The sequence below is a fragment of the Olleya sp. ITB9 genome (assembly GCF_001315805.1).
Lineage (GTDB): Bacteria > Bacteroidota > Bacteroidia > Flavobacteriales > Flavobacteriaceae > Olleya > Olleya sediminilitoris.
Genome location: NZ_BCBW01000015.1, coordinates 38,005 through 57,844, shown reverse-complemented (window position 1 = coordinate 57,844; position 19,840 = coordinate 38,005). Strand labels below are relative to the sequence as shown.

The window sequence follows — 19,840 nt, the reverse complement described above, 5'->3', positions numbered from 1 at the left end:
CTTAAAGGTTTTCAGTATCAATATCTTGTTGTCCCATCATCATAAGATAGGCTTTCAAAAAGGGTTCTATATTTCCATCTAAAACAGCGTCTACATTACCTGTTTCATGGCTACTTCTAACATCTTTTATTAGCTTGTATGGATGTAAGACATAGTTTCTTATTTGGCTTCCCCATTCAATCTTCATTTTACTAGCTTCAATATCTTCACGTTGAGCTAATTGCTTTTGAAGTTCGATTTCATACAACTGTGATTTTAACATCTGCATTGCTCTAGACCTATTGTCATGTTGAGACCTAGTTTCTGAACACGAAATTTGTATTCCAGAGGGTTTGTGTGTAAGTTGTACTTTAGTTTCAACTTTATTTACATTTTGTCCACCTGCACCACTGGATCTAGCGGTTGTAATTTCGATATCAGCTGGATTAATATCAATTTCTATGGTATCATCCACTAATGGGTAAACGTAAACCGAAGCAAAACTAGTATGTCGTTTTGCATTACTATCAAATGGAGAAATACGTACTAATCTGTGTACACCATTTTCGCCTTTTAACCAACCAAAAGCAAAATCGCCTTCAATTTCTAAAGTTACAGTTTTAATGCCAGCAACATCACCTTCTTGAAAGTTTAACTCTTTAACTTTAAAGCTATTTTTTTCGGCATACATTAAATACATACGCATTAACATATTTGCCCAATCACAACTCTCTGTTCCTCCAGCTCCTGCTGTAATTTGTAAAACAGCACTTAAGCTGTCACCTTCTTCAGATAACATGTTTTTAAACTCTAAATCTTCAATTAAAGTTAATGCTTTATTGTAGCGTTCTTCAACATCAGTTAAAGTTGCTTCGTTTTCTTTGTAAAACTCGTAAATAACTTCTAAATCTTCAATGTATGATTTAGAATCTTCGTAATCGTTTATCCATTTTTTTTCTCTCTTAAGGATTTCATGACTAGTTCTGCAGCAGCAGAGTCATTCCAAAAGTTAGGATCAAACGTTTGCTCTTCTTCATTTTGAATCGCAACTAGCTTATTGTCAATGTCAAAGATATTGCCTTAACGATTTAAGGCGTGTATTAAGGTTTTTGATGTGTTCTGAAGTTATCATAATTTTAACTTTGAGTGGATAACAAAAATAGAATTATTACTAAGATTTAAAAATATTTAACCACAATTTTAATAATTTTATCAAGATTAAAACAAAAGATATGATTATTGATTTAAGAAGTGATACCGTTACAAAACCTAGTTTAGAAATGATGGAAGCCATGATGACAGCTAAGGTTGGTGATGATGTGTATAAAGAGGACGAAACTATTAATGCTCTAGAAGAAAAAGTAGCCCAACAGTTTGGCAAGTCACACGCTATGTTTTTTCCTAGTGGTACGATGGCTAATCAAACTGCTTTAAAACTACATACTAATCCTGGAGATCAAGTTATATGTGACCAGTATGCTCATATATATAATTATGAAGGTGGAGGTGCCTCATTTAATAGTGGTATTTCTTGTAAATTATTAGATGGTCATAGAGGGATGTTTACTGCTAGTCAAGTTGAAGAAGCTATTAATCCTCCTGAATTTTACCATAGTCCTTTAACAACTTTAGTTGAAATTGAAAATACTACTAATAAAGGAGGAGGAGCGTGTTGGGATTTTAATGAAATTTTAAAAATTAAAGACCTTTGTAAAACTCATAATTTAGGATTTCATTTAGATGGAGCAAGATTATGGAATGCTTTAGTTGCTAAAAATGAAACTACAGCACAATATGGAGCTGCTTTTGATACCATATCTGTTTGTCTTAGTAAAGGATTGGGTTGTCCAATTGGATCTGTACTTGTTGGTGATGAAGCAATCATGAAAAATGCTATAAGAATTAGAAAGATCTTAGGAGGAGGAATGCGTCAAGGTGGATTTTTGGCAGCAGCAGGATTATATGCACTAGAACATAATATTGAAAGGTTAGAAGAGGACCATATAAAAGCCAAACAATTAGGTGATGTTTTACTTAAATCTTCCTTTGTAAAAAAGGTAGAACCTGTAGAAACTAATATTGTAATTTTTCAACTTAATGAAAAATATTCAGAAAATGATTTTTTAGAGGTGCTTTCTGACAAGAATATTAAAATCATTAGTATGGGAAATGGGAAATTAAGATTAGTAACCCATCTTAATTATTCTGATAATCAGCACGATAAAGTGGTTAATGTGCTGAAAAAGTTGTAATTTAGACACAGTGTTTGTTAAAATTAAAAACACTGTTCGCTTTTTTACATGTAGTTAAGCTGAATTTTAACACTGTTGGTCGAAATTTTAACTTAGCATTATGAATAAAAGTGACTATTTGTTTGATAAGTATTTTTTTTGAATGAAATTAGAGAACAGTCGTTATTAGTTTCGACTAAATATGTTTAATAAATAACCATTTAAATTAACAACAATGAAAAAAGTATTACTAACAATTTTATCTTTTGTAGTCTGCTCAGCAGTTTTTGCACAAGATTTACCAACAAATCCTGAACCAGGGAAATGTTATGTACGTTGTGTAACTCCTGATGTATGGGTTAACCAAGACATTACAGTACAAGTAGCACCAGCTTATAAAAAGTTAAGCGTTGTGCCTGCGCAGTACAGAACAGAAAACGAAGAAGTTGTAACTCAATCAGCTGGACAAGAATTATCAGTAGTTCCTGCTAAATATGAAACACAAACTTTTGAAGTTGTTACTCAGGAAGCTTCTCAGAAGTTAGAAAAAGTACCTGGATCTACAGATACTACAACTGAAGAAATGATTATTCAACCATCTTATCAAGAGCTTTCGGTAGTTCCTGCTAAGTATGCTACAGAAAACTTTGAGGTTGTTTCTTCTGAAGGAGGTCAAACTTTATCAGTAGTTCCTGCTAAATTAGGAACAGAAAATTTTGAAGTTGTTGTAAAAGAAGCTGGGCAACGTTTAGAAGTTATTCCTGCAAAATATGAAAACAGAACAGAAACAGTATTGGTTGAAGCTGCTTACACTAAGCTACAGTCTATACCTGCTAAATATGAAACAAGAACAGAAACAGTTGTTGTAAAAGAAGCATCTCAACGTTTAGAAGTGGTTCCTGCAAAATGGACTACAGAAAATGTAACAGTATTAGTACAACCTGAGTCTTCAAGATTAGAAATTGTTCCAGCTAAATATGGTACAGAAACTTTTGAGGTTGTTGTTAAAGAAGCATCTCAACGTTTAGAAGTTATTCCTGCAAAATGGGGTAATGAAACTTTATCATATAAGAAACAAGAGTTTGGTTCTACTTTATCTGTAGTTCCTGCTAAATTTACTTCAGGTTATGAGGTAATAGAAGTTAAGCCTGCAACAGCGAAATGGGGAATGAGTGATACTCCAGCAGCAGACTGTGCATCAAGTGATCCTAACGATTGTAGATACTGGTGTTACAAAAATATTCCTGCTCAAAACATTACAATTAATACAACAGAATTAGCTTCTGATGCTCAAGTAATGACAAAGCCAGGATGTGATCAAGCACCTAACAGTTCTTCTGACTGTGGAATGGGTACATATACAAGACGTGTGGTTTTAACTCCAGCTACAACAAGAGTTATTGATATTCCTGCTGTAACTAAAACAGTTAAAAAAACAGTAATGGTTACACCTCCAACAACAAGAACAATTCCAATCCCTGCTGTAAACAAAACAGTTAAGAAAACGGTATTAGTATCTCCTGCTACAACAAGAGTTATTGATATTCCTGCTGTAACTGAGCAAGTAACTAGAAGAGTAATGGTAACTCCTCCAACAACAAGAACAATTGAAGTTCCTGCTGTAACTAAAGAGGTAACTAGAACTGTAATGGTAACACCTCCAACAACAAGAGTAATTGATATTCCTGCTGTAACAAAAACAATGAAACGTACTATAGTAATTGATGCTGCTACAACAAGAGTGACTGAAATTCCTGCTGTAACTAAAACAATGAAGCGTACTGTAATGGCAACACCTCCTACAACAAGAGCGGTTGATATTCCTTCAAAGTCTACTACATTAAGAAAAACTATCATTACTCCTGAAACTACAAGAGTAGTAACTATACCATCTACATCTACAACAATGAAACGTACTGTAATGGCTACACCTCCAACGACAAGAGTTATTGAAGTACCTCAAAAAACAGCTACTTTAAAGCGTACTGTTTTAGCTAACGATGCTAGAGTAGAAGAGAAAACGGTACCTGCTGTTAATAAAACAGTTACTAAAGAAGTATTACAGAAAAAAGGAGGTTTAACAACTTGGAAAGAAGTGGACTGTAAAATCGTTGAATATAACGACTTAAACATAAACTGGAATTTAGGTTCTGCATCATTAACTGCAGCTGCTAAAGCTGAAATCGATGCTAAATTATTACCTGTATTAGCTGATGGTGTATCAGTAGAGATTGCTTCTCACACAGATTCAAGAGGTTCTAAATCATCTAACAGATCTTTATCAGAAAGAAGAGCTCAAGCGGTAACTAACTACTTAATCTCTAAAGGAATCAATTCTTCAAGAATTGTATCTAATGGATATGGAGAGTCTAGATTAGCAAACAGATGTTCTGATGGTGTTTCTTGTACAGAAAGAGAGCACTTAGCAAACAGACGTACTCAATTTAGAGTTATCAATGCTAACTAATTAGTATATTTACATAAAATAAAAAAGGAAGCCAATTGGCTTCCTTTTTTTATACTTCAACATTAAATTATTTAAACATATCCATTCCTGGTATATTTGGCATACCTTCTTTAGTAACAGCAGCTAATTCAGTTTCATTAATCTCTGTTGCTTTGGCAATAGCCTTGTTTAGTGTTAATATTAAGTAATCTTCAAGTTGTTCTTTATCTTCTAATAAATCATCACTAATAGTAATAGATTTAATTTCTCTATTAGCAGTTAAGGTGACTTGTAATAAATTATCACTACTGTTTTGATCTACTAAAACAGTATTTAATCTCTTTTTTGTTTCCTCTACTTTTTGTTGGGTCTCTTTTAGTTTTCCCATCATACCCATTAAGTCTCCAAACATTTTATTTAATTTTAAGGTTTAAGCTACAAATTTATTAAATTGATAGTTTAAAATTCAAAAAAATTAAATATGAAAAAACAGTTTATGCTAATTATTATAAGTTTTACATTTGTGTTTTCCTGTAAAAACGATATTATAATGACTAAAACTAATGTAAATCCACCTATAGCTAAAAAGGTTGAAAAGCAATTGCAAATTCATAATGACACCAGAATTGATAATTATTATTGGTTAAATCAAAGAGAAGATCAAGAGGTTTTAGATTATTTAAATGCTGAAAACAATTACACTGAGTCAATTTTAAAACATACAGAGGGTTTTCAAAAATCATTATTTGATGAGATGAAAGCCAGAATTAAAGAAGATGACCAAAGCGTGCCCTATAAACAAAATGGGTATTGGTACATCACTAGATATGAGGAAGGTAAAGATTATCCAATTTATACCAGAAAAAAAGAAAGTCTTGCAGCAGATGAAGAAATTTTATTTGATTGTAATCTTATGGCTAAAGGACATAGCTATTTTAAACTAGGTGGTTTAACTATTAGTACAGACAATACTTTAGCAGCCTTTGCAGTAGACACTGTTAGTAGAAGGCAATATACTATCAAAATTAAAAATTTAGTTACAGGGGAAATTTATGATGATGTTATTGTAAATACAACAGGTGGAATGACTTGGGCTAATGACAATAAAACATTATTTTACAGTAAAAAAGATGAAGTTACTTTACGTTCTGATAAAATTTTCAAGCATAAATTAGGTACTGATGCATCAACAGACCAATTAGTTTTTCATGAAAAAGATGAAACTTACAATACTTATGTTTACAAAACTAAATCTAAAAAGTATATAATTATAGGAAGTTCAAGTACTTTGGCTACAGAATATCAAATACTTGAAGCAGATCAACCTGACAATGAATTTAAAGTTTTTAATTCTCGTGAAAAAGATTTAGAATATTCAATAGCTCATTTTGATGATAGCTTTTATATTATCACAAACAAAGATGGAGCAACTAACTTTAAGCTTCAAAAAACAAACGAAAGTAATACATCAAGTGATAATTGGACAGACGTATTACCACACAGAGAAGATGTTTTATTAGAAGATATCGAAATCTTTAAAGATTATTTAGTCGTAAACGAAAGACAAAATGGTTTAAACCAATTAAGAATTATTAGTTGGAATGGAGCAGAGGATTATTATTTAGATTTTGAAAGTGAAACTTATACAGCTCAATTAGGAAATAATCCTGACTTTGAAAGCGAAACTTTGAGGTATGGATTCAATTCGTTAACCAATCCAAGTTCTGTAATAGACTACAATTTTAAAACAAAAGAAAAAACAGTTAAAAAAGAACAAACCGTTTTAGACCCTAATTTTAATAAAGACAACTATCAATCTAAGCGTATTTGGGCAACAGCTAGAGATGGTGAGAAAATACCAATGTCTATTGTTTATAAAAAAGGAATGACACTTAATGGTCAAAACCCAGTTTTACAATATGCTTATGGATCTTATGGATCTACAATAGACCCTTATTTTTCATCTATTAGGCTAAGTTTACTGGATCGAGGTTTTATCTATGTCATTTCGCACATTAGAGGTAGTGAGTATTTAGGAAGACCTTGGTATGAAAACGGAAAACTGTTAACTAAAAAAAATACATTCACAGATTTTATTGATTGTTCAAAGTTTTTAATAGACAATAACTACACGTCACAAAAGCATTTATACGCAATGGGAGGAAGTGCAGGAGGATTATTAATGGGAGCAATTATTAATATGAATCCAGAACTTTATAATGGAGTAGTAGCTGCAGTACCTTTTGTAGATGTTGTAACCACAATGTTAGACGATTCAATACCATTAACAACTGGAGAATATGACGAATGGGGAAATCCAAATGATAAAACCTATTATGATTACATGAAATCTTATTCACCCTATGACAATGTTGCACAAAAGGAGTATCCAAATTTGTTAGTTACTACAGGATTACACGATTCTCAAGTTCAATATTGGGAACCAGCAAAATGGGTTGCTAAATTAAGAGAGTTAAAAACTGACTCAAATTTATTATTATTAAAAACAGACATGGAAGCAGGTCATGGTGGTGCTTCTGGTCGTTTTGAGGCCTTAAAAGAGGTCGCTTTAGAATACGCTTTTCTATTTGATTTGGAAGGAATAAATAAATAGTCAAAAAAAATCATTACTTTTGCATGGTTTGATTTTAAAAATCAAAAAAAATAAGTAGCTTTTAAATAGCATTTATGGAACAAAAAAAACAAGTTTTTGATAACGTATTAGATTTAATTGGTAATACGCCAATGATAAAACTAAAAAAAATGACATCAGGTTTTAAAGGTAATTACCTAGCAAAGGTAGAGGCTTTTAATCCAGGTCACTCTTCAAAAGATAGAATTGCACTTTATATTATAGAGCAAGCAGAAAAACAAGGTATCATCAAACCAGGTGACACTATAATTGAAACTACTTCTGGTAATACAGGATTTAGTATTGCAATGGTTAGTGTAATTAAAGGTTACGATTGTATTTTGGCTGTTAGTTCAAAGTCATCTGCAGATAAAATTGACATGTTAAAAAACATGGGAGCAAAAGTTTATGTTTGTCCTGCAAATGTAAGTGCTGATGATCCTAGAAGTTATTATCAAGTTGCAAAACGTTTGCATGACGAGATTAAAGGGTCTGTTTACATAAACCAATATTTTAATCAGTTAAATATAGATGCACATTACCAATCTACAGGTCCTGAAATATGGAATCAAACAGATGGTGAAATAACACACCTTGTTGCTTGTAGTGGTACAGGAGGAACAATTTCTGGTACAGCAAAATATTTAAAGGAGCAAAATCCAAATATTAAAGTTATTGGTGTCGATGCTTATGGATCGGTATTAAAAAAATATCATGAAACAAGAGAGTTTGATGATAAAGAAATATACCCTTATCGTATTGAAGGATTAGGTAAAAACTTAATCCCAACAGCAACAGATTTTGATAGTATTGATGAATTTGTTAAAGTTACAGACGAAGAAAGTGCACATACCGCTAGAGAAATAGCTCAAACAGAAGGATTGTTTGTAGGTTATACTTCTGGAGCAGCAATGCAAGCACTTAAACAACTAAATGAATCAAATGAATTTAAGGATACAGATAACGTAGTTGTTATTTTTCCTGATCATGGTTCAAGATATATGAGTAAAGTATACAGTGACAAGTGGATGACTGAACAAGGTTTCTTTGACAGTAAAAATGAAGCTGCAGCACAAAGTATTCAATATATAAAGTAAACGTTACAAAACATAGAAAAAAGTTAATCTTATATTTATAGTAAGATTGACTTTTTTTATTAGAAATCCATAGGTTATTTGTTATGCATGAATAATAAAATTCCCTAATTTTGTAACATCTAACTAAAATTTAATAGCTTAAGCTAATTATACCTAACTATGATAGCTTAAAAATCGCATTTTACATGAAAGATTTATTTGAAAAAATATACAAGGACAAAGGACCATTGGGTAAATGGGCTGCTCAAGCAGAAGGTTACTTTGTATTCCCAAAATTAGAAGGAGAAATTTCTAACCGTATGAAATTTCAAGGTAAGGAAGTTATCACATGGAGTATCAACGATTATTTAGGGTTAGCAAATCACCCAGAAGTACGTAAGGTAGATGCAGAAGCAGCTGCTGCTTATGGATCAGCATATCCAATGGGAGCACGTATGATGTCTGGTCACACAGAACTACACGAACAATTACAGAATGAGTTAGCAGAATTTGTTGATAAAGAAGCAGCTTATTTATTAAACTTTGGTTACCAAGGGATGGTGTCTACTGTAGATGCATTAGTTGGTAAAGATGATATAATTGTTTACGATGTTGATGCACATGCATGTATAATTGATGGTGTTAGATTACATCACGGAAAACGTTTTACTTACAAGCACAATGATATTGAAAGTTTAGAAAAAAACTTAGAGCGTGCTACTAAAATGGCTGAAACTACTGGAGGCGGAATCTTAGTGATTTCTGAAGGTGTTTTTGGAATGCGTGGTGAACAAGGTCGTTTAAAAGAAATTGTTGCTTTAAAACAAAAATATAACTTTAGATTATTTGTTGATGATGCTCATGGTTTTGGTACTTTAGGTAAAACAGGAGCAGGAGCAGGACAAGAGCAAGGTGTGCAAGATGATATTGATGTATATTTTGCAACATTTGCTAAATCTTTAGCTAGTACAGGAGCTTTTATTGCTGCTGATCAAGAAATTATTGATTATTTAAAATATAACTTACGTTCTCAAATGTTTGCTAAATCATTGCAAATGCAATTGGTTGTTGGAGCATTAAAGCGTTTAGATATGTTACGTACAATGCCTGAGTTAAAACAAAACTTATGGAAAATTGTAGATGCATTACAATCAGGTCTTAAAGATCGTGGATTTGATATTGGTACAACTCAGAGTTGTGTAACACCAGTTTACTTAAATGGAAGTATTCCAGAAGCTATGGCTTTAGTTAGAGATTTAAGAGAAAACTATGGTATTTTCTGTTCAATAGTTGTGTATCCAGTAATTCCTAAAGGATTAATATTATTAAGAATGATTCCTACTGCAACACATACATTACAGGATGTGTCAGAAACGTTAGATGCTTTTGAAGCGATTAGAGAGCGTTTAGTTAATGGTACTTATAAGCGTATGTCTGCTGCTTTAATTAAAGCAATGGGTGAATAATTATTACGTTTTTTTACATATAAAAAAATCCGATTCAGTTTTGAATCGGATTTTTTAGTTTAGATAATTTTTTTTCTAAAATTATAATTGTTTTTTAAATGTACAACGTCTCATATATATTTCTGGACTAAAGTGTTTCCATATTTTTTTAATAGCTTCATTGTCTTCTAACTCTGGTGTGCGATAACACATTTTTATACCTCTTTCAGTAAATGTGTTATAATATTCATTAAATATTACTGCATGTACACCTTTATTTTGGTAATCAGGATGTACACCTATTAGGTAAAACATGACATCTTTACTTTCCTTTTTAGCTTTTAATAATTTTAAAAAACCTAAAGGAAAAAGTTTTCCATTTATTTGTTGTAAAGCTTCTGCAAAACCAGGCATAACTACTGCAAATGCAATTAATTTATCATCACTATCTACAACAAATTTTATGTATTCTGGATTTATAAAACTAATAAACTTCTTTTTAAAATATTCTTTTTGAATATCTGTGATAGCTACAAAAGAGGATAGTGAGGCATAAGTTTCGTTAAATAAATCAAACATCTTATCTGCATAAGGCATGACTTCTGATGTCTTTTTTAAATCTAAAGCTCTCAGTTTGTAACGTCGTTTTATTAATTCTTGTGCTTTATAAAAAAATTCAGGTTTAACATTTTCAAAAGGGAATCTGCTTTCTATATATTTTTTTTCAACAGTAAAGCCATGGGCTTCGTAGTGTTTGACATAATAACTATGATTGTACCATGTTACCATGTTACTTAAGTTGTTATAACCTTCGGTCATTACTCCAACTTTATCTAAGTTAGAAAAGCCAACAGGACCTTCACTATATACTAAATCATGTTTTTTACCAATGGTATAAACTTCATTTAAAAGCGCTTTACTAACTTCTAAATCGTCAATAAAATCAAACCAGCCAAAACGCATTTTTTTTAAGTCTTGATCTTTGACTTCTAGCCAATTTATAATTGCAGCAATACGTCCTACAACTTTGTTAGCTTTATAGGCTAAAAATAATGTAGCTTCGGCATCATTAAATATTGGGTTTTTCTCTTTATCAAATGTGGCTAATTCTTGACTAATAATAGGAGGTACCCAATATTTAGAATCCTTATATATTTGAAAAGGGAATTTAACAAACGTTTTATAGTCTGCTTTTGTTTCTACTTTTTTAATTGTAATCATATGGTAAAAAAGGCCTAGTTAGTTTTCGTCATCAAAATCAATCTCCTTAGTTTCTTTTTTACGTTTTCCAGAATCTGAAGGAGTGTCAGAATCATCACCTTTTTTCTTGTTTTTCTTATTACGGTTGGCTTTACGCTCGTATTCTTCTAAAACATTTGTACCATTATCTATGTCAGTATCTGGATCTTTATGAAAGTCTAAACGATAAGAAGCTCCAAAGTTAAAGCTAAATACAGAAGGTGTGTCTTTAGTATTAAATGTAACTGCAGTATCTAACTGAAAATCTTTATTCCATAAATACGCTCCACCAAATCTAAAAAGGTTATCAGCATAGTAGTCACTTTTAATACCTTCGGTCTCACCAAAAAGTACCCATTGTTGGTTGATGGCTTTTGTTAGTGTTAAGATGTATTGAAAATCCGAATAATCTGAACCTATTCTATCTTTAGCAAAATTCATTACTAAAACCCAACCACTATTAAAATTGTGTTGTGTTGCAATCATCACTTTTGGTGAAAATCCACCTTCGTAATTTGGTCGTGTCAAAGGATTGGTATATGGCACGTATGAGTTGTTTTTTGCATCATAGTTGGCTCCAACATAAATAGAAACAGCCGGAATCAAGCTACTCCATCTAAATTTGCGGTTAGCATGATAACTAAAAATATTTGGTTTTTCTTCACCTAGTTTTTTATAAGGATCATACACTAAGTATTTAGCACCAAGTGTCAAATATCTAAAATTTGCGCGATCTGTTTCAATAGGAGAGTTTAAAGATCTGTTGTCAGTAAATGTGTCATTTTGATACGTTCCTTCTATATTTAATTCTAGTTGTTCCCAAAGCAAACCATATCTGGCAGCAAAATCAATACCAAAACCAGAAGCTTCATTTTTTAAAGGTGTATGTTCTTCTTTAACAAGGTAAGGTCCAACTTCAAATTGAGCCACATTTTTACCAACAGAAAAGGCACTTCTTGACACACCAGGTCTGTTAGAGTTAATAACTTCAGTGTATTGCGCAGTAGCAGTAAAACTTGCTAATAGCAATACATAAGTGAATACTATTTTTGGGTTAAGCATAAATATTTGTTTAAAGTCAAATATAAGATTTTATATTTTTTTTATGTATTTAAAACTTAATTTAAAACTGAAGAATTGTATTTTTGTTAAAGAAATGATTACTTATTAAATATTACAACATGGGTTTATTAAGAACCATCCTTATAATTATATTAATTTATTACGGTTTAAAAATCTTATCTCGTTTGTTTGCTCCTGCGCTTTTTAAATATGCAGCCAAAAAAGCAACACAACGTTTTGGTGGTGCTTTTAACCAACAAAGACAAGAACCACTAAAAAAAGAAGGCGAAATTACAATAGATAAAATGCCTGAAAATAAATCTTCAAATAAAAATGTTGGTGAGTATGTAGATTACGAAGAAATTGAGTAATTTTCGACCTCACAGTTTTTAAAATCATTTATGCAATTCTCTTTTAAAAAAATCTTGCCTCATTTTTTAATTTTGGTAGGGTTTATTATCTGCTCATTAGCTTATTTTAGTCCTGTTTTACAAGGAAAAGTCATTTACCAAAGTGATATTGTTCACTACACAGGAATGGCCAAACAACAAAAAGATTTTAAAGCCCAAACAGGTCAAGAAACCTATTGGACAAACAGTGCTTTTGGAGGTATGCCAACCTACCAATTAGGTGCAAAATATCCTCACAATTATATTAAAAAGTTAGATTTGTCTTTAAGGTTTTTACCTAGGCCAGCAGACTATTTATTCTTATATTTTTTAGGTTTTTATGTTTTACTCTTAGTTTTAAAAGTCGATTGGAAATTAGCAGGTCTTGGTGCTTTGGCATTTGGTTTTTCTACCTATCTTATAATAATATTAGGTGTTGGACATAATAGTAAAGCGCATGCTATAGCTTACATGCCTTTAGTTTTAAGTGGTATTCTTTTAACTTTTAGAGGTAAGTTTATAGCAGGATTTTTATTAACTACTGTAGCTATGGGTCTCGAGTTGGTTGCTAACCATTATCAAATGACCTATTATTTGATGTTATTAGTTTTAGTATTAGGTGGCGCATATTTGGTTGACGCGTATCGTAAAAAAATGATACCTCATTTTTTTAAAGCTGTAGGTGTATTGTTAGTTGCTGTAATTTTAGCAATAGGTTTAAATGCTACTAATATATTAGCCACTCAAGAGTATGTTAAAGAAAGTACTCGTGGGCAAAGTGAGATTACCATTAATGCAGATGGTTCTAAAAAAGAAATCACAAACGGGTTAAGTAAAGATTACATTACAGAATACAGTTATGGTAAATTAGAAACCTTTAACTTGTTTGTGCCAAGATTTTTAGGAGGAGGAAGTGGAGAAGACGTCGGGAAAGATTCTGCAATGTATGATTATTTTGTATCTCAAGGTGTGCCACCTGTTCAAGCTAGAGACTATGCTAACGGATTACCAACATATTGGGGAGGCCAAACCATCGTTGAAGCTCCAGCCTATATTGGTGCTGTTGTTATATTTTTATTTGTACTTGGTTTATTTTTAGTCAAAGGACGTTTAAAATGGTGGCTTGCTGGCGGAACGGTTTTGTCATTATTACTGTCATATGGTAAGAATTTAGAGTTTTTAACTAACTTTTTTATAGATTTTGTACCACTTTATAATAAGTTTAGAGCAGTCAGTTCTATTCAGGTTATTTTAGAATTATGTATCCCTGTTTTAGCTGTTTTTGCATTAGTTAGACTATTTAATGATGTTGTAAAAACCGAAGAAAAATTAAAAGCTTTAAAATATACCGTTTATACAACAGCAGGTTTAGCAGTTTTGTTTTTAGTAGCAAAATTTGCAGGACTTATAAGTTTTGTTGGAGGATCTGATGGACAAATAAGAGCCAGTTACGGTCAAGCTTTTTTGGATGCTTTAAAAGAAGATAGAGCAAGTTTTTTTACTAATGATACTCTAAGGACTTTAGTTTTTGTTTTACTAGCAGCAGCAGTTATTTATTTCTTTTTAAATAAAAAAATAAACGAAACTAAAGTTGTAGTAATTATGGCTTTATTAATTGTTATAGATCTTGTTGGTGTTGATAGACGTTATGTTAACAACGAAGATTTTGTATCTAAACTAAAAATGGAACGTCCATATCAAGCCAATGGTGCAGATTTAGAAATCCTTAAGGATACAGACAACTTTCGAGTGTTTGATATTACTTCAGGAGGAGCAAAAGCTAGTTATTTCCATAATGCATTAGGTGGTTATCATGCTGCAAAACCAAAACGATATCAGGATTTATACGAGTTTTATATTTCTAAAAATAATATAAACGTTTTGAGTATGCTTAATGCAAAATATATTATCGGTCAAGCGGAAAACAACCAGCCATTTCCGTATGTTAATAATGATGCTAATGGTAATGCTTGGTTTGTGCAAAACATGAAAGAAGTTGCTAGTCCTAATGATGAAATATTAGCATTAGATACATTAAAAAGTAAGGAAACAGCCATTTATTCAAGAGAGCAAATTAAAAGTGTTAACTTACCTAAGACATTTAAAATGGACTCGTTAGCATCAATTAAAGTTGCAACGTATAAACCAAACTACATAAAATATCAATCTGATAATGCTAACAATGGTTTTGCTGTGTTTTCAGAAATGTACTATGGTAATGGATGGAATGCTTATATCGACGGTCAAGCTAAACCACATTTTAAAGTTAATTATGCTTTAAGAGGTATGGAAGTACCAAAAGGTAATCATACTATTGAGTTTAAGTTTGAGCCAAAGGTGGTTGAAACAGGAAGTACTATTGCATTAGCAAGTTCATTAATATTTGGACTGCTTGTATTTGGTGGTTTATTTTTAGGATTTAAAAGTTTTCGTAAAAAGGAAACTGCTTAATCATACTTGGCTTAATTTCCGCGAAAGCGTTATATCATGGATAAAAAAAAGGTACTTATAATTACATATTATTGGCCACCAGCAGGAGGACCAGGAGTACAGCGTTGGTTAAAATTTGTAAAGTATTTACCAGAGTTTAATATTGAGCCAATTGTGTATTGTCCTTCTAATGCTAATTACCCTATTTTAGACCAGTCTTTACAGTCAGAAGTTGATCCAAGTATAACTATTTTACAACAGCCCATTAAAGAGCCTTATAAACTTGCACAATTGTTTTCTAAAAAAAGTAAAACAATTAGTAAAGGGATTATTGCCGAAAAAAATAAACAAAGCTTAATAGAGCGTTTGATGTTATTTGTTAGAGGTAATTTTTTTATACCTGATGCTAGAAAAAATTGGGTTAAGCCTTCAGTAAATTATTTATCTACTTACATTTTAGATTTTAATATTGATACAATTATTACTAGTGGTCCTCCACATAGTTTGCATTTAATTGGTATACAATTACAGCAAAAATTAGGTGTTAAATGGATAGCAGATTTTAGAGATCCGTGGACAAGTATAGGTTACCATAAACAATTAAAACTGACTAAAACATCTGCTAAAAAACATAAAAATTTAGAGTATAAAGTGCTTAATAGTGCCAACCAAATTATTGTAACTAGTCCTAGTACTAAAACGGAGTTTGAACAGATAACTAATCAGTCAATTTCTGTCATAACTAATGGTTATGACAAAGAAGAAGTTGTTGTAAATCAGTTAGATAAAAAGTTTACTTTATCGCATATTGGGTCTTTGTTATCCAAACGAAACCCTCAAGTTTTATGGAAAGTACTCCAAGATTTAAAACAGGAAGATCAAGATTTTGCAAATCAGTTTCAGTTAAATTTAGTAGGTTCAGTTGGTGAAGAAATACTTCAATCTATCGCTAAATTTGATTTAACTAATGGTTTAAATAATGTTGGTTATTTGACTCATATTGAAGCTATTGAGTATCAAAAAAAATCCCAATTATTATTATTAATTGAAATAGATAGTGAAGATACAAAAGCAATCATACCAGGAAAAATATTTGAATATATGGTTGCTAATAGACCAATTATTGCAATTGGTCCAAAAGGTGCAGATGTGGCTTCGATTATTAAAGACACAAACACTGGAGTATTTTTTAATTATCAAGAATATGAAGCTTTAAAACAAACCATAAAAAATCATTTTGAAGCTTATAAAAATAATAATTTGTCGACCAATCCTGTTGGATTACAACGTTACTCAAGACGACAATTAACCAAAAAATTAGCAAGTTTAATTACCCCTTGCTAACTTAGTTTTTAATCCACCACTACCTTATGGGAATAGTTGTTAATCAATCTATCAAAAATACTGTAATTACATACATTGGATTTGGTGTTGGAGCTATTAATGTCATTTTTTTATATACTCAATTTTTAAGTGAAGCTTACTTTGGATTAATAACTTTTATATTATCTACAGCTAATATTTTAATGCCTTTAATGGCTTTTGGTGTACATAATACTATTGTTAAATTTTATTCTTCCTTTAAGACTAGACAATCTCAAAATAGCTTTTTAACCTTAATGTTAGTGTTGCCTTTAGCGGTAGTAATTCCTGCAGGAATTGTAACACATTTTGGTTATGATTATATCGCAAATTGGTTATCTAAAAAAAATAGTATAATCAAAGATTACACATGGTTAATATATGTTTGCGCAGTTATGTTTGCTTATTTTGAAGTGTTTTATGCTTGGAGTAGAGTGCAAATGCAAAGTGTTTTTGGAAACTTTATGAAAGAGGTGTTTCATAGAGTATGCATTATGGTTTTATTGTTGCTATTGCATTATAAATACCTATCTGTAGATCAATTAATATACAGTATTGTTTTGGTTTATATTTTAAGAACTTTAATAATGAAATTGTATGCGTTTAGCTTGAGACTTCCTGTTTTAAAGTTAGTTAAGATTCCAAATTTAAAATCGGTTTTAAAATATTCTGCTTTAATAATTATTGCAGGCTCTGTAGCAAACATAGTTTTAGAAATTGATAAGTTTATGCTTGGTCAGTTTGAAGCTATTACTAACGTAGCGTATTATGGTGTAGCTATTTATATTGCAGCTGTTATTGGTGTGCCTTCAAGAGCTATGCATTTAATAACGCATCCAATTACTGCTAAGTTGTTAAACGATAAGGATAAGATTGGTCTAAATATTTTGTATCAAAAAAGCTCTATTAACTTGTTTATAATTAGTGGGTTTATTTTTTTATGTATTATCATAAATATTAATCAACTGTATTTATTAATTCCTGATAATTATAGTGAAGGCTTTATGGTGGTTTTAATAATAGGATTAGCTAAACTGTCAGATAGTTTAACAGGAAATAACAACGCTATACTTTTTAATAGTGACTATTATAGAATGGTTTTGGTTTTTGGAGTGATGTTAGCAATTTTGACTGTATTATTAAATTATATGTTTATTCCGTCGTTTGGATTAAACGGAGCAGCTTACGCAAGCGGTATTATTATTGTTTTATATAACATGGTTAAACTGCTGTTCGTTTACAGTAAGTTTAAGATTCAACCCTTTACAATTTCAACTTTAAAAACTTTAGTTTTAATAGTTGTTTTTGGTGTAGCACTTTATTTTTGGGAGTTTAGTTTTAATCCAATACTTAACATTGTTTTAAAAACTATAATTTTAATAACCGCTTATGGAGTTTCTGTGTATAAATTTAATTTATCCGAAGATATTTCTGTTATAGTAAAACGTTTTATCCCATAAAAAAAAATCCTATTTAAATTGTTTGATTAACAATCTATAATAGGATTTTTTGACTATTCAAATGTGTCTATTTCTATCTTCTAGATCTTGTGCTTCTTGATTTGCTTGAAGATTTACTTCTAGAGTTTGTACTTCTTGTAGTAGATTTGGCTCTACTAGTATTTCTAGTGCTTTTTATTTTAACAGCACTTCTTGTTCTTGGCTTAGCAACAGATGTTTTTGTTCTAGTTCTAGGTGTACTTGTTCTAGTGTTATTAGTTCTAGGTTTAGAGGTTACCGTTTTATTTGTTCTAGTTCTTGGTGTACTAGTCGTAGCTCTATTGTTTCTAGTTCTAGGAGTAGAAGTTGCAGTTTGGTTACCTCTAGTTCTTGTGGTAACAGTTTGGTTTCTTCTTGTTCTAGGTGTTGAAACAGCATTGTTTCTTGATCTAGTTGTACTTGTTGCTCTTGGAGTTCTTCCATTTGTTCTAGAGGCTAAAGCTCTGTTTCTAGAGATAGTGTTTCCTCTTCTGTTAGCAACAGCTGTTCTACGTCTGCTATTGTTTAAATATGGTCTATCATATCTGTATCTAACTGGTCTGTAATGTTGTCTATATGGTGTTGTATATAATACTCTGTAATGTACAGTAGGTAAGATATAGTAGTTGTGCCATGGTCTATAAACATAGGCTCTATTGTAAATGTTTATAAATCCAGTACAATGTGAGTATCTGTTGTAACGGTTATAATGAACATATAGTCCTCCAACACGTGTTACATAGCCTCTGTTGTTATAGTTTATGTATACATTTCCAACTTGAGTAACACGACCGTAATAATCATAATAAACAGGTGTGTTTTCTACTTGTATAACAGCTCCATATTCGTCATACTGTACATAAGCTCCATAATCATAACCAGTGTTAAAGCTAATACTAGTGTTTCTAGTGTTGATGTTTACATTAACTTTAGGACCATAATTAGGCATATAAAAGTCAAACTGACCATCTGCATAAACCGAAAACTCGATACCTGCTTCTTGAAATATAAATTGATTACCATATCCTCTTACATAAGAGTTGTTAATAATACCGTTATCTACTGTGTTGTTAGTGTCTGCATTAACAGTAAATCCGCTAAGGAATAAAGCTGATAATAAAAGGAATAAATGTTTCATAACTAATTGTTTTAAGATTGAACAATTAACTAATTACAAGCATCGTGCCAAAAACAAAAATGTAACAATATCAAGGGTTTATGAAGGTTGTTGCTTTTTAAAACAACAAAAACCCATAACGCTTGTTTATGGGTTTTTTATATTTAAAAAGTAAAAAGGGTATTATCTTTTTCTAGTTTCTGCTACAATCTTTTTTTGTTCTTGTCTATAATAATAGTTGTCATTGTTATTTTGGTTATACTCATAATGACCATTATTATTTTGGTTAACAATAGGAGTGGAGTTATGGTTATTATTATATCTGTTTATTTGACCTACAGTTCTTACCAATTGACCAAATCTGTTATATTGTAAACGCATACCACCAATTTGACTAACTAAACCTTGACGGTTATAACTTACATAAACCGATCCTAATCTTTTAATTTGTCCGCTTCTGTTATAATTTAAAAACACATTACCAACACGTCTAACTTTACCATCTCTATCATGTGTAATGATAACACCATTGTCTCTTGGGTTAAAATATTGTGTTCCAGGTGCACCATAAGTAGTATTTAAAGTACGTCTTTTATTAGTGCTTTGTCTGTAATAATTGTCACCTTGAGTTTGTGATAACTGTGTGCTAAAATCAAAAGTTCCGTCATTAAATAATAAAAACTCAACACCACGTTCAATAAAAGTAATAGGTTGTGTGTAATAATTTCTGTTTTGTACTAAATCTTCACCTTGCGATGTAGACTTAGTTTCTGCTGTAACGGTTGTTAATCCCATTAACAAACCTGTAAATAATAGTACTAATTTTTTCATAGTAAAAAGGATTTAGATTTTGCCTACTTATCAAGCGTTTCGGCATTCGCTATATTGATTAGTTAGTTTCAATAGCTGTGCCAAACTTGTTAAGTGTTGATTTTACTATGCTTTTCAGCTTAT

At 31.2% G+C, this 19,840-nt stretch carries 14 protein-coding genes and 1 pseudogene; 9 read left to right on the top strand and 6 right to left on the bottom strand.

Translation table 11 applies throughout. The annotated features are described in order from the left end of the window. Position 1: 1 nt before the first annotated feature. A pseudogene (gene prfB, locus ITB9_RS03280) lies at positions 2-1,111 on the bottom strand (peptide chain release factor 2). Positions 1,112-1,211: 100 nt separating this feature from the next. Here prfB and ITB9_RS03275 point away from each other — a divergent pair. Then, a complete protein-coding gene (locus tag ITB9_RS03275; RefSeq protein ID WP_054851128.1) occupies positions 1,212-2,231 on the top strand; it encodes a low specificity L-threonine aldolase in 1,020 nt (339 codons plus the stop codon). Between the two features lie 214 nt (positions 2,232-2,445). Beyond that, on the top strand, positions 2,446-4,677 hold the full coding sequence (locus ITB9_RS03270; protein ID WP_054851127.1) for an OmpA family protein: 2,232 nt from the start codon (positions 2,446-2,448) through the stop codon (positions 4,675-4,677). A 67-nt stretch (positions 4,678-4,744) separates the two neighbouring features. Here the strand turns inward: ITB9_RS03270 and ITB9_RS03265 are convergent, their stop codons facing one another. Further along, positions 4,745-5,068, bottom strand: coding sequence for a YbaB/EbfC family nucleoid-associated protein (locus ITB9_RS03265; protein ID WP_028290853.1), 324 nt, complete (start codon positions 5,066-5,068; stop codon positions 4,745-4,747). 69 nt (positions 5,069-5,137) lie between these two features. On the opposite strand from ITB9_RS03265, the gene ITB9_RS03260 reads away from it, so the two are divergent. From ITB9_RS03260 to ITB9_RS03250, 3 genes are all read left to right on the top strand, one after another. After that, the gene (locus ITB9_RS03260; RefSeq protein WP_054851126.1) at positions 5,138-7,270 is read left to right on the top strand and encodes a S9 family peptidase; all 2,133 of its coding nucleotides are present in this window, start codon (positions 5,138-5,140) and stop codon (positions 7,268-7,270) included. A 74-nt stretch (positions 7,271-7,344) separates the two neighbouring features. Then, entirely contained in the window at positions 7,345-8,385 is a 1,041-nt protein-coding gene (locus tag ITB9_RS03255) for a PLP-dependent cysteine synthase family protein (RefSeq protein WP_054851125.1), read from the top strand. 185 nt (positions 8,386-8,570) lie between these two features. Next, entirely contained in the window at positions 8,571-9,830 is a 1,260-nt protein-coding gene (locus tag ITB9_RS03250; protein ID WP_028606198.1) for an aminotransferase class I/II-fold pyridoxal phosphate-dependent enzyme, read from the top strand. Between the two features lie 81 nt (positions 9,831-9,911). Here the strand turns inward: ITB9_RS03250 and ITB9_RS03245 are convergent, their stop codons facing one another. Then, complete coding sequence (locus ITB9_RS03245) at positions 9,912-11,030, bottom strand: hypothetical protein (protein WP_054851124.1); 1,119 nt, start codon at positions 11,028-11,030, stop codon at positions 9,912-9,914. Positions 11,031-11,048: 18 nt separating this feature from the next. After that, on the bottom strand, positions 11,049-12,110 hold the full coding sequence (locus tag ITB9_RS03240) for a transporter (RefSeq protein ID WP_054851123.1): 1,062 nt from the start codon (positions 12,108-12,110) through the stop codon (positions 11,049-11,051). A gap of 119 nt (positions 12,111-12,229) precedes the next feature. Between ITB9_RS03240 and ITB9_RS03235 the strand changes: the two genes are divergently transcribed. From ITB9_RS03235 to ITB9_RS03220, 4 genes are read left to right on the top strand one after another with little or no spacing between them, the layout of a single operon-like run. Then, complete coding sequence (locus tag ITB9_RS03235; protein ID WP_028290847.1) at positions 12,230-12,481, top strand: DUF4834 family protein; 252 nt, start codon at positions 12,230-12,232, stop codon at positions 12,479-12,481. Positions 12,482-12,511: 30 nt separating this feature from the next. Next, positions 12,512-14,950, top strand: a complete 2,439-nt coding sequence (locus ITB9_RS03230) for a YfhO family protein (protein WP_054851122.1) — start codon at positions 12,512-12,514, stop codon at positions 14,948-14,950. A 36-nt stretch (positions 14,951-14,986) separates the two neighbouring features. Next, complete coding sequence (locus ITB9_RS03225; protein WP_054851121.1) at positions 14,987-16,273, top strand: glycosyltransferase family 4 protein; 1,287 nt, start codon at positions 14,987-14,989, stop codon at positions 16,271-16,273. Between the two features lie 26 nt (positions 16,274-16,299). Next, complete coding sequence (locus ITB9_RS03220) at positions 16,300-17,751, top strand: polysaccharide biosynthesis C-terminal domain-containing protein (RefSeq protein ID WP_054851120.1); 1,452 nt, start codon at positions 16,300-16,302, stop codon at positions 17,749-17,751. A 73-nt stretch (positions 17,752-17,824) separates the two neighbouring features. On the opposite strand, the gene ITB9_RS03215 is transcribed toward ITB9_RS03220, so the two are convergent. Both ITB9_RS03215 and ITB9_RS03210 read right to left on the bottom strand, forming a co-directional pair. Beyond that, on the bottom strand, positions 17,825-18,907 hold the full coding sequence (locus tag ITB9_RS03215; protein WP_054851119.1) for a hypothetical protein: 1,083 nt from the start codon (positions 18,905-18,907) through the stop codon (positions 17,825-17,827). A 162-nt stretch (positions 18,908-19,069) separates the two neighbouring features. Next, the gene (locus tag ITB9_RS03210) at positions 19,070-19,717 is read right to left on the bottom strand and encodes a hypothetical protein (RefSeq protein ID WP_054851118.1); all 648 of its coding nucleotides are present in this window, start codon (positions 19,715-19,717) and stop codon (positions 19,070-19,072) included. Positions 19,718-19,840 lie beyond the last annotated feature (123 nt).

Excerpts from the sequence above, each read along its gene's own strand:
- ITB9_RS03225 (WP_054851121.1), top strand. The coding sequence starts at position 14,987 with ATGGATAAAAAAAAGGTACTTATAATTACATATTATTGGCCACCAGCA.
- ITB9_RS03240 (WP_054851123.1), bottom strand. The coding sequence starts at position 12,110 with ATGCTTAACCCAAAAATAGTATTCACTTATGTATTGCTATTAGCAAGT.
- ITB9_RS03210 (WP_054851118.1), bottom strand. The coding sequence starts at position 19,717 with ATGAAAAAATTAGTACTATTATTTACAGGTTTGTTAATGGGATTAACA.
- ITB9_RS03235 (WP_028290847.1), top strand. The coding sequence starts at position 12,230 with ATGGGTTTATTAAGAACCATCCTTATAATTATATTAATTTATTACGGT.
- ITB9_RS03275 (WP_054851128.1), top strand. The coding sequence starts at position 1,212 with ATGATTATTGATTTAAGAAGTGATACCGTTACAAAACCTAGTTTAGAA.
- ITB9_RS03250 (WP_028606198.1), top strand. The coding sequence starts at position 8,571 with ATGAAAGATTTATTTGAAAAAATATACAAGGACAAAGGACCATTGGGT.
- ITB9_RS03215 (WP_054851119.1), bottom strand. The coding sequence starts at position 18,907 with ATGAAACATTTATTCCTTTTATTATCAGCTTTATTCCTTAGCGGATTT.
- ITB9_RS03245 (WP_054851124.1), bottom strand. The coding sequence starts at position 11,030 with ATGATTACAATTAAAAAAGTAGAAACAAAAGCAGACTATAAAACGTTT.
- ITB9_RS03230 (WP_054851122.1), top strand. The coding sequence starts at position 12,512 with ATGCAATTCTCTTTTAAAAAAATCTTGCCTCATTTTTTAATTTTGGTA.
- ITB9_RS03265 (WP_028290853.1), bottom strand. The coding sequence starts at position 5,068 with ATGTTTGGAGACTTAATGGGTATGATGGGAAAACTAAAAGAGACCCAA.
- ITB9_RS03220 (WP_054851120.1), top strand. The coding sequence starts at position 16,300 with ATGGGAATAGTTGTTAATCAATCTATCAAAAATACTGTAATTACATAC.
- ITB9_RS03255 (WP_054851125.1), top strand. The coding sequence starts at position 7,345 with ATGGAACAAAAAAAACAAGTTTTTGATAACGTATTAGATTTAATTGGT.
- ITB9_RS03260 (WP_054851126.1), top strand. The coding sequence starts at position 5,138 with ATGAAAAAACAGTTTATGCTAATTATTATAAGTTTTACATTTGTGTTT.
- ITB9_RS03270 (WP_054851127.1), top strand. The coding sequence starts at position 2,446 with ATGAAAAAAGTATTACTAACAATTTTATCTTTTGTAGTCTGCTCAGCA.